14 protein-coding genes are annotated in these 13,797 nt (G+C 42.7%); 3 read left to right on the forward strand and 11 right to left on the reverse strand.

Annotated elements, in window-relative coordinates:
• Nucleotides 1–44: 44 nt before the first annotated feature.
• Nucleotides 45–290 (reverse strand): DUF5446 family protein, encoded by a 246-nt coding sequence (locus M0696_RS11000; protein ID WP_222143047.1) that lies wholly within the window; start codon nucleotides 288–290, stop codon nucleotides 45–47.
• A 198-nt stretch (nucleotides 291–488) separates the two neighbouring features.
• Between M0696_RS11000 and sspM the strand changes: the two genes are divergently transcribed.
• Nucleotides 489–593 (forward strand): acid-soluble spore protein SspM, encoded by a 105-nt coding sequence (sspM, locus tag M0696_RS11005; protein ID WP_003225606.1) that lies wholly within the window; start codon nucleotides 489–491, stop codon nucleotides 591–593.
• Nucleotides 594–617: 24 nt separating this feature from the next.
• On the opposite strand, the gene M0696_RS11010 is transcribed toward sspM, so the two are convergent.
• A complete protein-coding gene (locus M0696_RS11010; RefSeq protein WP_248601957.1) occupies nucleotides 618–1,580 on the reverse strand; it encodes a DUF2515 domain-containing protein in 963 nt (320 codons plus the stop codon).
• A gap of 40 nt (nucleotides 1,581–1,620) precedes the next feature.
• Here M0696_RS11010 and recU point away from each other — a divergent pair, with 40 nt between their 5' ends.
• Both recU and M0696_RS11020 read left to right on the forward strand, forming a co-directional pair.
• A complete protein-coding gene (gene recU, locus M0696_RS11015; protein ID WP_248601958.1) occupies nucleotides 1,621–2,244 on the forward strand; it encodes a Holliday junction resolvase RecU in 624 nt (207 codons plus the stop codon).
• A gap of 21 nt (nucleotides 2,245–2,265) precedes the next feature.
• The gene (locus M0696_RS11020; protein ID WP_248601959.1) at nucleotides 2,266–5,016 is read left to right on the forward strand and encodes a transglycosylase domain-containing protein; all 2,751 of its coding nucleotides are present in this window, start codon (nucleotides 2,266–2,268) and stop codon (nucleotides 5,014–5,016) included.
• Between the two features lie 69 nt (nucleotides 5,017–5,085).
• Here the strand turns inward: M0696_RS11020 and M0696_RS11025 are convergent, their stop codons facing one another.
• From M0696_RS11025 to panD, 9 genes are all read right to left on the reverse strand, one after another.
• Nucleotides 5,086–5,580 (reverse strand): YpoC family protein, encoded by a 495-nt coding sequence (locus M0696_RS11025; protein ID WP_222143050.1) that lies wholly within the window; start codon nucleotides 5,578–5,580, stop codon nucleotides 5,086–5,088.
• Nucleotides 5,577–6,236: an endonuclease III gene (gene nth, locus M0696_RS11030; protein ID WP_166851444.1), complete on the reverse strand. Its 660-nt coding sequence runs from the start codon at nucleotides 6,234–6,236 to the stop codon at nucleotides 5,577–5,579. Before nth ends, M0696_RS11025 begins: the two co-directional genes overlap by 4 nt.
• 18 nt (nucleotides 6,237–6,254) lie before the next feature.
• On the reverse strand, nucleotides 6,255–6,953 hold the full coding sequence (gene dnaD / locus M0696_RS11035) for a DNA replication protein DnaD (protein ID WP_222143051.1): 699 nt from the start codon (nucleotides 6,951–6,953) through the stop codon (nucleotides 6,255–6,257).
• A 94-nt stretch (nucleotides 6,954–7,047) separates the two neighbouring features.
• Complete coding sequence (gene asnS / locus M0696_RS11040; RefSeq protein ID WP_166854643.1) at nucleotides 7,048–8,340, reverse strand: asparagine--tRNA ligase; 1,293 nt, start codon at nucleotides 8,338–8,340, stop codon at nucleotides 7,048–7,050.
• Nucleotides 8,341–8,481: 141 nt separating this feature from the next.
• Nucleotides 8,482–9,663 carry an aspartate transaminase AspB gene (aspB, locus tag M0696_RS11045; RefSeq protein ID WP_222143052.1) on the reverse strand — a complete coding sequence of 394 codons (1,182 nt, stop codon included), beginning with the start codon at nucleotides 9,661–9,663 and terminating at the stop codon, nucleotides 8,482–8,484.
• Between the two features lie 22 nt (nucleotides 9,664–9,685).
• The gene (gene tseB / locus M0696_RS11050; protein ID WP_222143053.1) at nucleotides 9,686–10,171 is read right to left on the reverse strand and encodes a cell wall elongation/penicillin-binding protein regulator TseB; all 486 of its coding nucleotides are present in this window, start codon (nucleotides 10,169–10,171) and stop codon (nucleotides 9,686–9,688) included.
• An 8-nt stretch (nucleotides 10,172–10,179) separates the two neighbouring features.
• Nucleotides 10,180–10,350, reverse strand: coding sequence for a YpmA family protein (locus M0696_RS11055; protein ID WP_003225588.1), 171 nt, complete (start codon nucleotides 10,348–10,350; stop codon nucleotides 10,180–10,182).
• 141 nt (nucleotides 10,351–10,491) lie between these two features.
• Nucleotides 10,492–13,287 (reverse strand): ATP-dependent DNA helicase DinG, encoded by a 2,796-nt coding sequence (gene dinG / locus M0696_RS11060; RefSeq protein ID WP_222143054.1) that lies wholly within the window; start codon nucleotides 13,285–13,287, stop codon nucleotides 10,492–10,494.
• Nucleotides 13,288–13,412: 125 nt separating this feature from the next.
• A complete protein-coding gene (gene panD, locus M0696_RS11065) occupies nucleotides 13,413–13,796 on the reverse strand; it encodes an aspartate 1-decarboxylase (protein WP_003225586.1) in 384 nt (127 codons plus the stop codon).
• Between the last annotated feature and the right edge of the window lies 1 nt (nucleotide 13,797).

The following is a 13,797-nucleotide window of genomic DNA, read 5'->3' on the forward strand; positions in this document are numbered from 1 at the left end:
ACCCTTCACCTCAATGCATATCGTACCAAATTTCACTCGCAAATTCAGCCGATGCGGTATACCTTTTCAAACGCATACCTGTGTTGAGGCGATTGATACAGTTCATTTATACAAATATGAAGGTCCATGAGTTCTTCTTCAAGCACACTCAGGCGATCGTTTTCCGTTTCCCGCATCTCAGCCTCAAATGCATGTAAAGAAAGATTCAGGCTTTGCTCAGCTCGTGTTAATTCATCTTCTATATCAGAAAGCATACGGAGAATATCTGTTTTGCTTACATAACCGGACATTCGTGTACCTCCCTTTCCTTGTCTCTCCCGGTTAAAATTCTTTGCTCTTCAGGCTCTTTCCTTCCTCATGACAAAACTAGAAGCAAATCGCCAAACAAACAGGTATTCCACGAAAAGCTGAAGTTTTCGACAAAAACACCCGCAAAAATTGTATGATCCTCTCCCTTAATGCAAACGATACTTGTGAGGAGGTGCCGTATGAAAACAAGACCGAAAAAAGCCGGCCAGCAAAAAAAGACTGAATCAAAAGCAATCGATTCTTTAGATAAAAAACTAGGCGGCCCGAACCGCCCTTCTACGTAAGAAGCAAGGAAATTCCTTGCTTCTTTATTTTTTCAGCCAATGCTCCACCGCAAAAAGCGCATGAAGCTGGCGTTTTTTATGTAAATACCAGTCTGTCAATTCAATCTGCTTCGGCAATTCCTCACGCCTAAAGAACGTTTTCTTAATCTTTCCATGAAACCAATCTGTTTTCTCTCCGTCTAATGAGTGGATTAACTCAGGATAGCATGTCCTTAGCATAGGAGATGTTCTTTTTGTGATCCCAATCATTTTTTCCATATCAAAACGGGAGCCTGTGTGCGGCACTGTGTGCAAAAAGCGATAAAAAGAGGGGAACAATTCTGGACTGAACAGCAATTGAGACAGCTGCTTTCCCAGCCTTACTCTTTCCTCTGTTTTTGAAAAGCGCTTCACTGAAATGCCATAAAGAAACCCGTCTGAAGAAGGAAAAATAACCGTGTTAAAATGAAACCAATCACTTAAATAAAAAGGAATCGTGTCAAAAACGTTCTTTTTAAACGAAGGATTTTGTATAATAGGTGTTTGGATAGTGTTTTGTTCATTTATAATGAGGGCATACATCAGCCGCTCCGTGTTTCGCTCATGCCAAAATCGGGCCCACTCTTCCGTCATAAATTGCGAGACGCCAAACACATGCAGGTGATGAAACAACGGTTTCCCGATTTTTTTTGACCAGTGGTACAAAAGAAGCTGCGGATAGGCATCCGAAAAAATAAGCCAGTTCGCTCTTTCATAGGCTAAGAAGAACCACTTTTGCTGTCTCTCACGGAGTCCAAGCTGAAACAGACTGCCTTTTAAGTCAGTCATTGACCAGCCGGCATTGCGGGAAACGAAAGATGCCAAAAGCGACCATTTGATTTCCGGATGACGGTCATAAAACGCTTTATACGCGTTCGTTCTTGAGATGTTATCTGCGTTTTTTGCTTTTGTCTGCCGCTCAATCCGGCTCAGAAGCTTTCTGTTGGTATGTTGTTCTTGCACGTTCATTCACTTCCGTCATGAATAGTTTAATAAGGAGGATGAGAAAGTGATTCGGTATCCTAACGGAAAAACGTTCCAGCCGAAACATTCGGTTTCATCCCAAAACAGTCAGAAAAGGGCCCCGTCTTACAGTAATCGCGGAATGACCCTCGAAGATGACTTAAACGAAACGAATAAGTATTATCTGACAAACCAAATTGCCGTCATACACAAAAAGCCGACACCTGTTCAAATTGTAAATGTCCATTATCCAAAAAGAAGCGCCGCAGTGATTAAAGAAGCTTACTTTAAACAATCGTCGACAACAGATTATAACGGGATTTACAAAGGGCGGTATATTGATTTTGAGGCGAAAGAAACGAAAAACAAGACCTCTTTCCCCCTGCAGAATTTCCATGACCATCAAATCGAGCATATGAAGCAGGTAAAGGCTCAAGACGGTATTTGTTTTGTTATTATATCCGCTTTCGACCAAGTTTATTTTTTGGAAGCCGATAAGCTGTTTTATTTCTGGGACAGAAAAGAAAAAAACGGCAGAAAATCAATTCGAAAAGATGAGTTAGAGGAAGCAGCGTATCCGATTTCTCTTGGATACGCACCTAGAATTGATTATATTAGTATTATTGAACAGCTTTATTTTTCGCCATCATCATCTAGTGCGAAAGGTTGATTAACGAAAGGTTGAGATGTTATGTCAGATCAATTTAACAGCCGTGAAGCTCGACGAAAAGCGAACAGCAAATCGAGTCCTTCACCGAAAAAAGGCAAGAAACGAAAAAAAGGCGGATTGTTTAAAAAGACTCTTTTCACTTTACTCATTCTGTTTGTTTTAGGCGTAGTCGGCGGTGCCGTAACATTTGCCGTCATGGTTTCAGATGCGCCATCACTAGACGAAAACAAATTGAAGACGCCTTATTCATCGACAATTTACGATAAAAATGGTAAAGAAATCGCTGAATATGGCTCCGAAAAGCGGACCTACGTCTCGATAGATGAAATTCCCGATGTTGTAAAAGAAGCCTTTATTGCGACAGAGGACGCCCGATTTTATGAGCACCACGGGATTGATCCTGTCCGTATCGGCGGCGCCTTAGTTGCCAACTTTACAGACGGCTTCGGAGCTGAAGGCGGCAGTACGATCACACAGCAGGTCGTCAAGAACTCCCTTCTTTCACATCAGAAGACGCTGAAACGGAAGGTGCAGGAAGTATGGCTTTCACTTCAGCTGGAGCGCAATTACTCTAAAGATGAAATTTTAGAAATGTATTTAAACCGGATTTATTTTTCTCCTAGAGCATACGGAATCGGAAAAGCGGCGGAAGAATTTTTCGGCGTCACAGATTTAAGCAAATTGACTGTGGAACAAGCTGCGACTCTTGCGGGTATGCCGCAAAGCCCGACAGCGTACAATCCCGTTAAAAACCCGGATAAAGCGGAAAAAAGACGGAACATCGTACTCAGTCTCATGAAAAAGCAAGGATTCATTTCTGATTCTGAATATAATAAAGCCAAAAAAGTGGCGATGAAAGATGAAGGCGTTGTTTCACAAAAAGAATATGAAAAAAACAATTCAAACAAGTACAGCGCGTTTGTTGAAGAAGTCATGAAAGAAATTGAAGAAAAATCTGATGTCAATCCAGGTACTGACGGATTAAAGATTTATACGACATTAGATACAAAAGCACAAGACAAACTAGATGAATTAATGGACGGAGACACTGTTGGATTTACTGAAGGCATGCAGGGCGGCGTAACACTTCTCGATACAAAAACTGGAGAAGTAAGCGCGATTGGTGCCGGAAGAAATTCTACGGTTGGAGGCTTCAACTATGCTACTCAAGGAAAAACTCAGCCTGGTTCTACTATTAAACCGATTTTAGACTATGGACCAGTTATTGAAAACAAAAAATGGTCTACTTACGAGCAAATAGACGACTCGGCTTACACGTATTCTAATGGGGATCCAATTCGTGACTGGGATCGTAAATATCTAGGGCAAATTTCTATGCGTTACGCCCTTGCTCAATCTCGTAACATCCCGGCCTTAAAAGCATTCCAAGCAGTCGGAAAAGATGCAGCAGTGGATTTTGCTAATGGATTGGGGCTCGGATTAAATAAAGAAAAAGTGTATGAATCATATTCTATCGGAGGATTCGGGGATGATAATCCGGGTGTCTCTTCTCTAACTATGGCTGGAGCATACAGCGCGTTCGGAAATAATGGAACGTATAATGAACCGCATTTTGTGAAATCCATTGAATTTAACGATGGTACGAAGCTTGATTTAACACCAAAATCAAAATCAGCAATGAGCGATTATACTGCGTTCATGATTACAGATATGCTAAAAACTGCTGTTAAGACAGGTACTGGACAGCTCGCTCAAGTACCAGGAGTGGAAGTCGCGGGTAAAACAGGTACAACAAACTTTGACGAAGCGACAATGCAAAAATACAATATCGCATCAGGCGGTGTACCAGATTCATGGTTTGTGGGGTATACACCTCAATATACCGCTGCCGTGTGGACAGGTGTAGATTCTCAAAATAAGATAGGAAAAAAATCTTTAAATCACACAGAACAACAGGTCGCAAAACGGCTATTCGCCCAACTCATTGCCGAAGTCGATGACGGAAGCGGATCATTTGAGAAGCCTGACAGCGTAGTGGAAGCCACTGTAGAAAAAGGCTCTAACCCGGCAAAACTGGCAGGGCCAAATACGCCAAGCGATAAAAAGCTCACAGAGTACTTTGTAAAAGGCACAGCTCCTTCTACTGTTTCTAAAACATATGAGAAAGAAGAAAAAGAAGAAACAGAAAAACTATCTGGTTTAAGCGTGAAATATGATAAAGACAATCAATCTTTGACATTAAGCTGGAAGTACGACGGAGATGCGACCTTTGCTGTTAAGCAATCTGTTGATGGCGGCAGCTACTCAGAAATTCAAAACAGCTCCGCAAAAGAGGCAGTCATTTCGGGCGTGCAGCCAGGGTCTGTATACAAATTCGAAGTAACAGCCGTCAGTGATGATGGCAAAAGCACAGCTTCCACATCTTATGAAGTACCGAAAGATGAAGACGAAAAAGATAAAGAAGACCAGCAACAAACCGATGATGAAAATCAAGATGATGAGAAGACTCAGGATGACACACAAACTGATGATTCTCAAACAGATGACAGTCAGACAGATCAAGATCAGACAGATGATTCAACAAACGACCAAGACAATAAACAAGATAACACGAACACCAATCCGCCCGACAACGGTAACCAAGACAAACCTAACGATAACAGCAACAATAACAGCAACAACCAGGATACGTCGGATGGTGATTCGAACTCAGATAAGAATGATTCATCAGGCTCTGATACAAATAAAAACAAAACAGACACATCTGACAAAGTACAAACGAACTCATCATCAACTGAAAAAACAAATTAAACAAAAAGCCATCACCCAAAAGGTGATGGCTTTTCTTCATGATAAAACCTCCCCTATTTTGGGAAGGTTTTATCGATTCATCGCATGGTATTTATAAAAATGCTTTTTCATTTCAGTAAACAGCTCATCAAGCTGAATAAAGCAATGATATTGGGTCGGCTTTAGAAGAATAAATTCTACTCGTTCAGCCCAATTGATCGGCTTTGCGGGAAATGATTTCTTTGTTAGTTCTAGCCAATCGAGTGATTTCACCCGCTCACCTGCTGTCCAGTGAAGCGAAGCCAACAAACACACAATGCCCTTCAGCATGTCGTTTTGGTCACATCTCGATTTTCGTGTTCGAAAGACTGGAAGAAGTGATTCTTTAATGTCTTCCCATACATTAAATAAAAGCGGAACATAGTTGCCGCTGTCCTCCCATGGCAAAACGCCTTGAGATTCCGTGCAGAAATCAAAATACACTGGATTCATCCACAAGGCTTCTTTCATATCTGAGAAGCTCATCTGGCCAAGACTGCGTAAGTATTGCTCATAGGAAGCCAACACTTCTTTCGCTTGCGTCATCGTTTCACCAGCCCTTTTTTATCTCTCTTCTGCCCTTCTCTGCACAAAGAAAGCAACGGGCATTCTGCACAGCGCGGCGACTGGGCCTTACAGTGGTATCTGCCGAAGAAAATAAGCCGGTGATGCGTAACGGACCAGTCTTCTTTTGGAACCTTGCGCATCAGCGTCTTTTCCACTTCCAGCACCGAGTCCTTCCATCGGCAGAATCCCAAACGTTTGCTGACTCTCTCCACATGGGTATCTACAGCAATGGCTGGCACGCCAAAGGCAACGGATACCACGACGTTGGCAGTCTTTCTTCCGACACCTGGCAGTTTGACAAGCTCATCACGGTCTCTCGGCACTTCTCCGCCGTAATCTTCAATAATCATTTTACTCAGTTTTTGGATATTTTTCGCTTTATTACGGTACAAACCGATTGATTTAATATCCTGCTGAAGCTCTTCCAGCGAAACAGCCAAATAGTCTTCAGGCCGCTTATATTTTTGAAATAATGTTTTGGTCACTCTGTTTACTAGTGCATCTGTACATTGCGCCGATAAAGCAACTGCCACCACTAATTCAAAAGGATTGGAATGAACCAGTTCACACTCCGCGTGGGGAAACATGTCGCCTATCTTGTCTAAACAGAATTCAATTTGTTTTAGATTTAACACGATTGTCACCTTTTCACTTTATTGTTCAAGCCAATTGTAAAAAGGAACCTGCCTTTTATACTCTTTTTGCGGTTCATTCTGCTTTGTTTGCACCCGCCGGAATTTTTGGCTGTGGACTTTTGCCTGTTCCACAGTTTTCAGTCCGTTTTTCTTCCATTCAAACAAAATCCGGTCAATGTAGCGGAAGCTGAGTTTTCCTGATAGTACAGCCTCTTTTAATGCGTGTTTGATCAGCTGTGCGTCATGCTGGTCTTGATCCTGCCAAATAGCCAGTGTTTCACACTCCAAAGGTGATAACGGCCTTGCAAACTCTTCCTCAAAAATGGTATAAAGGCTTTTTTGTTCCCCTTCTGCTTTTCTTTCCTGAGTTTGATTCTGTGCAAGCTGCATATATTCGTACAGCTTACCCCATAAAGGCTGAAGAGAATATTTCTCAAATTTGATGCCGTTTTGGTCTTCGCATTCTTCTATAAACAGAAAACCTTTTTGAATGAACATCCGCAATCTGTTTGTGCATTCCTCAACAGAAATTGACATACCTTCCTGCAGCTGATTCGGTGTAGGAAAATAAGAGCCTTTTTCTAAATGCATTTTGATTTTTAACAGCAGGATAAGTTCTGTTTCATTAAGCCCGAGCTGTTTATAATGCGTGAGCAGAAGATTGGGGATTGTTGATGTTCCCTGCTCCTGCATGTCAATAAATTGATGTTTTTTCATCGTCACACCTCTTACTGTAAAGGATCATGATTTCCCCTTTACTGTAAAAAGTCTCCCTTGCAGGAGACTCTTTTTCTTGTTTCATTTGAATGTATTACGGATACAGACGGTTTAACAGTCTTGGGAACGGAATGGTTTCACGAACGTGAGGCGCTCCGCTGATCCAAGCTACTGTCCGCTCTAGTCCAAGGCCAAAGCCGGAATGAGGGACTGATCCATATTTTCTAAGTTCAGCATACCATTTATATGCGTCAGAATCCAGTCCATGTTCTTTAAGACGCGCTTCCAAAAGTTCCATATCGTGAATCCGTTCAGATCCGCCGATAATTTCTCCATAGCCTTCCGGCGCAATCAGGTCAGCACAAAGCACGACATCATCACGGTCAGAAGCAGGCTGCATGTAGAACGGTTTTAAGGACGTCGGGTAGCGAGTGATGAACACCGGTTTGTCATAGTGTTCGGCAATTGCTGTTTCATGAGGTGCTCCGAAGTCATCTCCCCACTCGATATCATCAAAGCCTTTTTCTTTCAGAAAATCAATCGCTTCGTCATACGTGATTCTTGGGAACGGAGCTTTGATTTGTTCAAGTTTTGACGTGTCTCTTCCTAATGTGTTTAATTCAATCTTGCAATTCTTAAGAACTGATTGCACGATGAAAGAAACGTAATTTTCCTGTACCTGAAGGTTTTCTTCAAATTCTACAAACGCCATTTCAGGTTCGATCATCCAGAATTCGATCAAGTGGCGCTTTGTTTTAGACTTTTCCGCTCTGAATGTCGGCCCAAAGGAGAAAACTTTTCCTAAAGCCATTGCCGCAGCTTCCATGTAAAGCTGACCGCTTTGAGACAAGTAAGCATCTTCATCAAAGTATTTTGTCGCGAAGAGCTCTGTTGTTCCTTCAGGTGCGCTTCCAGTCAGAATCGGCGGATCCACTTTTACGAAGCCTTCGTTATTAAAGAATTCGTAAGTCGCGCGAATGATTTCATTACGGATTTTCATGATCGCATGCTGGCGTTTTGAACGCAGCCATAAATGTCTGTGATCCATCAAGAATTCTGTGCCGTGTTCTTTTGGCGTAATTGGATAGTCAGTCGCTTCGTGAATCACTTCAATACCTGTCACAGCTAATTCATACCCAAGAGGAGAACGCTCGTCCTCTTTGACAATCCCTTTTATATAGAGTGACGTTTCCTGCGTCACAGATTTAGCTGTTTGGAAAATGCTTTCTTCCACCTCCGCTTTTACTACGACACCTTGAATAAATCCGGTACCGTCCCGCAGCTGTAAAAACGCGATTTTCCCGCTTGAGCGCTTATTAGCGACCCAAGCTCCGATCGTTACTTCCTCACCTACGTGCTTGTACACTTGGTTGATTGTTGTTTTCAACATATTTCCCTCCAAAACAAGAAAGACATTCGGAAGCCCATTGGCCCGAACTCTATTATCATCACTTTATTATACCCGCACTTAACTAACCGGGTCAATGCAGATAAAAAGCGGCTTTTCTGTCAGCCGCTTTTTAATCTGTTAGCTATGTTTTTCTACAAAACGCTTGATTCTTTCAACCGCTTTTTCAAGAAGATCTAACGATGTTGCGTAAGACAGACGGACATTATCAGGAGAGCCGAATCCTGACCCAGGAACAATCGCAACTTTTTCCTCCTCAAGAAGCGCTTTAACAAATTCATCTACATCTTTGAAACCGCAGGATTGAGCTGCTTCTTTTGCATTCGGAAACAAGTAAAAAGCACCTTCCGGCTTCACACAGCTGAACCCAGGGATTTCTACGAGCTTTGCATAGATTGTGTTTAATCTATGTTCAAATGCTTCTCTCATTTCTTCCAATGGCTCAGAAGGCCCGTTATAGGCAGCAATTGCTCCGTACTGTGCGATTGATGTTGGATTTGACGTACTGTGGCTTGCAAGGTTCGTCATCGCTTTAATAATGTCCTCAGACCCTGCGGCATAACCAATTCTCCATCCCGTCATGCTGTGTGACTTCGACACGCCGTTAATAATAACCGTTTGCTCTTTCAGACTGTCAGACAGCTGTGCAATGGAAACGTGTTTCTTTCCGCCATATGTAAGTTTTTCATAAATTTCATCAGACACAATCAGGATGTCATGTTCAAGGCAAACTTCACCAAGCGCTGACAGTTCTTCTTCCGTATACATAACACCAGTTGGGTTGCTTGGAGAATTAATGACGATCGCTTTTGTTTTATCCGTGATCGCATTTTTCAGCTGCTCAGGAGTAATCTTGAAATGATTTTCCTCAAGCCCTTCTACATAAACAGGCTCTCCGCCAGCGAGTTTCACCTGCTCCGGATAGCTTACCCAGTAAGGCGTTGGAATAATGACTTCATCTCCTTCATCCAAAATCACTTGGAAAAGGGTGTACAGAGCATGTTTGGCACCAGTGCAGACAATAATTTGAGATGGTTTGTATTCAATATTCTGGTCACGTTTAAATTTCTCTGCAATGCTGTTTTTCAGTTCAGCCAGACCACCTGAAGGCGTGTATTTCGTATGACCTTCGTTCATTGAACGTACAGCGGCATCAATAATGTGCTGAGGTGTATTGAAGTCAGGTTCGCCTGCTCCTAAGCCGATGACATCATGGCCTGCCGCTTTCAGTTCTTTCGCTTTCGCTGTGATTGCCAGTGTGGTAGATGGTGTTAATGCGGATACTCTTTTTGCCAGTTTCAACTTGAACTCCCCCTAATTCGTCTTAAGGCGTGATATTTTTGAGAATCTTTCCAGTTGTAAAGTCCACATAACTTAAACTGTATTGACCTTCTTTGTCTAAGTACGTTACTTCCCAAAGCAGGACATTTCCTTCTCTTGCCAGGTGAACCTCTTTTTGCTTTGAAACCAGCCCTTCATCCTGTATGATTTTTGCCGCTTTGTCTTCCGAGATCCCCTCTTTTGCTTCTTTTGAGAGAATTTTTGCTTTTTTATCCGTAGGAACCCAGACATATAATGTAGTGCCTTTTTTGTTCGTTCCCTTTACGACATAATATTTTTCTTTTCCGACAAATGTTTCGACTTGATCAACGTTGGCGAGATCGGTTTCTTTTTTAGCTTCAGCAGCTGCTGCTTCGTGCCCCTCTTCCTTTTGTGCCATGGCTGATTTATAAATGCTTGCCGAGACAAGAAGTACTGCTAAAAAAATAATACCAAAAATGGCGGTAAATATTAATGCTTTTTTTCTCATCTTCTCACCTACGTACGATAAATGGTAAAAACGGCTTGGTTTTTGTTTTCTTCATCCAGCGCAAGGCCGAACATCAGATTGTCTCTTTTCAGTGTCCGATTCAGTGTGTCTACAATTTTATACAGGTCATCAGAATGCTCTACATTAATTGTTGAAAGAATTTCGATTTTGCTTTCCATTTTTTCATCCTCCAGTTTGAACAAATATTGTTAGTCATACTCCATTTCAGGACACGGCATACTAGTATCACAGAGCGGCAAAACCGCTTTTAAATAAAACACCATCCTACTCCCACACCGGAAAGCCGCTTTATGCGGCTTTTATTCATTTTTCCCTGCAACGTAAGCCTCAAGCTCGCTGTCAGTCATTTCAGATACAGAGGTTGTCGGCAGGGCATCAAGAAACAGTCGGCCGTAACCAGCCGTTTTTATCCGTCTGTCCAATATGACAATCGTCCCTTTGTCTCCCGCCGTCCGCAGCAAGCGGCCGATTCCTTGTCTGAAGGTCAGCACAGCCTCGGGAAGTGATACTGTTTGAAACGGATTCCGCCCTTTTTTGCGGGCAAGCTCACATTTCGCAGCATGAAGCGGATGATCAGGGGACCGGAATGGAAGCCTCACGATCATTACTGTTGTCAGCTCATCACCAGGAAAATCAACGCCTTCCCAAAAGTGATTCGTGCCAAGCAGGATCGCCTGATTGGCTGTTTTAAAAGTCTTCATCAGTTTGCCAGGACTTCCGCCTGTAATTCCTTGCGCCAAGAGCTGAATGCCAGAAGCGCTCATCACGTGCTTGAGTTCCTGATGAACCTTTTTCAGCATATCATGGGATGTTAACAGCACAAGGATTTTAGGCTGTTTTTCCTTTGCCATCAGTTCGATATAACGGGCAGTATCCTGTATAAATTCAGCTTGCCCCGTATCTTGGATTGATTTCATTTCTTTTGGTATCATCACCCGCATGCGCTCATCGTAAGAAAAAGGCGACTCAATTCTCATTGTCCGCGGGAAAAAGTCACCCAGCCCCAATCGCTCAATCATAAATTGAAAAGAATCTTCGACTGTAAGGGTTGCAGATGTTAGCACCACACTGTTTTTGCGCGCGAAAAACTGATCAGCCAGAAGTTCACCAGGTTCAAGCGGCTGTGCGTAAATGGCCACCGCATTTTTCGCTCCCTTTGCGTCTATTTCAACCCAAACCGCTTCATCATCTTCAGACTCAAAGAACAGCTTCTGCAACGTCTGACAGTAATGCTGCAAGCCTTTCATGCTTCTTTGATATTCATCGGCTAAAAAGACGGTTTTTCTCTTCATACTCGTCAGGTGTTTTTCCATCAGGGCCGACTGTGCCTCAAAAAGCTGCTGCAAATGTGTCAGCATGGAACAAAGCCTCTCCGCTCCATCAGTTAAAATCGGCCAGCTTTTATCTTGGCTTTCTTTGTTCACCTTAAAAACTAGACGGTTTAAGTCCTCTTTAGGTTTTCTTCGTTTGACAAAAGAATGTACCGAGCTGAAGAAAGCATCACTTTCTGCTTGAATGTGCTGAATCCACTCTTCTAATTCGAAGAAGGAATCAACCGGCAGGCTGTTTCGCTGGAATAGCTGTCTCATCTTTTTTAGAAGTCCCTGTTCTTTCAGAGTGCCGATTCTGCTCAATTTAGTATGCAATTCTATGTACGTGGCTCTTTTTCCTAAATGTTCGCTTGCCGCACGTTCAAAATGATGTGCTTCATCGATAATAAATGTGCCGCTTTCAGGGAGCCTTTTTTTCTGGCTGCCTTCATCGGTCAGCAAAAGAGAATGGTTGGTGATCACCAAATCGGAACGCATAGCAATCTGTTTGGCCCGCTCATAAAAGCCGGTCACATTCTCATTGCGACTTTTTTTATATGAGTCATCGTCATAAGCCAATCTGTCCCACAGCAATTTTCCGCCTGAAGGCAAATTCAGTTCAGCTACATCTCCTGTGTCAGTCTCTGTCAGCCAAACGAGGAGCTGTGCCTTTGTCAGTACGGCATCATAATTATCATCGTCTTCGTGAAGCACCTGCTCGAATTTATACAGGCATAAATAATGCGATTGCCCTTTTAAAATCGCCGCTGTTACCGGAAATGGAAACAGATCTTGGACAATCGGCAAATCCTTTGTCAGAATCTGCTGCTGTAAAAGCGTTGAATACGTACTGATAATGACCGGCTTTTTTGATTTCTTGGCAAAAAGCGCAGCCGGAATGAGGTAGCCAATCGTTTTTCCGATTCCAGGAGGAGCTTCAATCAACGCGTGCTCACGATTGGCAAACGCTTCAGCTACTTCTTTCATCATCATCATTTGGCCTTCTCTTTTTTCATACCTTGGCATTAACTCTGACAGCGCTTTTTCATTTCCCGCCTCCCAATTTTCGATCTCAAATGAGAAGTTCCCGTCTTCATTGACACGTTCATCGATTGATTGGGGTTCTCTGACAGAAAAAGAGGAAAAGCGCACATATCCCGGCATTTCGGTATGTCTGTTTTCATAAATGAACATATCCAACAAATGTGTCAGATCACTGATGAAATGCTGCGAAAGCCTTCTTAACTGCTTTAATGTCGGATAAGGAAGCTGCCGCAGCTTTTCAAGGATTTCCAAAAAAATAAGCCCTGTCACTTCAGCGTCGCTGTCAGCCCGATGCGGCTGATCATGCCGCAGCTGAAGCTCCTCGCTTAATTCAGTCAGCTTATATCCCTCAAATCCCGGAAAAACAATACGGGAGAGCTCGACAGTATCCAGCACTTCACAATCCGGAAGCTGAAAGCCCGCCTTATGTAACTCATACTTGACAAATCCAAGATCAAAATGGATATTGTGGGCGACAAAATAAGCGCCGTCAAGCAAATGGAACACTTCTTCAGCGACAGCCTCAAACGGCTGTTCATGCTCTACCATTTGATTAGAGATTCCAGTAAGCTGCTCAATAAAAGCAGGTATGGATTTATTTGGATTAATGTATTTTGAAAACCGCTCAGTAATTTGTCCATTTTCAATTACAACCGCTGCGATTTGTATGATCTTATCGCCTTTCTTTGGCGAATTCCCTGTTGTTTCAACATCTATAACAACGAACCGTTGCTTATTCATTAAAATGGACACCTCAATTCTTGCATACGACAAAAGTGTAACACGTTTTGTACGATAATGGAGCGGCAAAACCGTTTTACTCTCAAAATCTTAAAAGAAAACCCCCGATAAAGGGGGCTTTTCTCCTACAAAATTGTACGAGCTGGTTCGTTCCCCAGCATTTGTTCAATTTTGTTTTGATCATTCAGAACAGCCACTTTCGGCTCGTGACTTGCCGCTTCTTGATCAGACATCATTTTGTAGGAAATAATAATGACCTTATCTCCTTCCTGCACAAGGCGTGCGGCTGCACCGTTTAAGCAGATGACGCCGCTTCCTCGTTTACCAGGAATAATATACGTTTCCAGACGTGCTCCATTATTATTATTCACAATTTGCACTTTTTCATTAGGAAGCATTCCCACAGCATCAATGAGATCTTCATCAATTGTAATGCTTCCCACATAATTCAGGTTTGCTTCCGTAACGGTTGCCCTGTGAAGCTTGCCGCTCATCATCGTGCGATACATA

It is taken from the genome of Bacillus rugosus (assembly GCF_023238245.1).
In the GTDB taxonomy this organism is placed as follows: domain Bacteria; phylum Bacillota; class Bacilli; order Bacillales; family Bacillaceae; genus Bacillus; species Bacillus rugosus.

Coding starts and splice junctions, on each gene's coding strand:
- M0696_RS11000 (WP_222143047.1), bottom strand. CDS start 290: ATGTCCGGTTATGTAAGCAAAACAGATATTCTCCGTATGCTTTCTGAT.
- sspM (WP_003225606.1), top strand. CDS start 489: ATGAAAACAAGACCGAAAAAAGCCGGCCAGCAAAAAAAGACTGAATCA.
- M0696_RS11010 (WP_248601957.1), bottom strand. CDS start 1,580: ATGAACGTGCAAGAACAACATACCAACAGAAAGCTTCTGAGCCGGATT.
- M0696_RS11020 (WP_248601959.1), top strand. CDS start 2,266: ATGTCAGATCAATTTAACAGCCGTGAAGCTCGACGAAAAGCGAACAGC.
- M0696_RS11025 (WP_222143050.1), bottom strand. CDS start 5,580: ATGACGCAAGCGAAAGAAGTGTTGGCTTCCTATGAGCAATACTTACGC.
- dnaD (WP_222143051.1), bottom strand. CDS start 6,953: ATGAAAAAACATCAATTTATTGACATGCAGGAGCAGGGAACATCAACA.
- tseB (WP_222143053.1), bottom strand. CDS start 10,171: ATGAGAAAAAAAGCATTAATATTTACCGCCATTTTTGGTATTATTTTT.
- M0696_RS11055 (WP_003225588.1), bottom strand. CDS start 10,350: ATGGAAAGCAAAATCGAAATTCTTTCAACAATTAATGTAGAGCATTCT.
- dinG (WP_222143054.1), bottom strand. CDS start 13,287: ATGAATAAGCAACGGTTCGTTGTTATAGATGTTGAAACAACAGGGAAT.
- panD (WP_003225586.1), bottom strand. CDS start 13,796: ATGTATCGCACGATGATGAGCGGCAAGCTTCACAGGGCAACCGTTACG.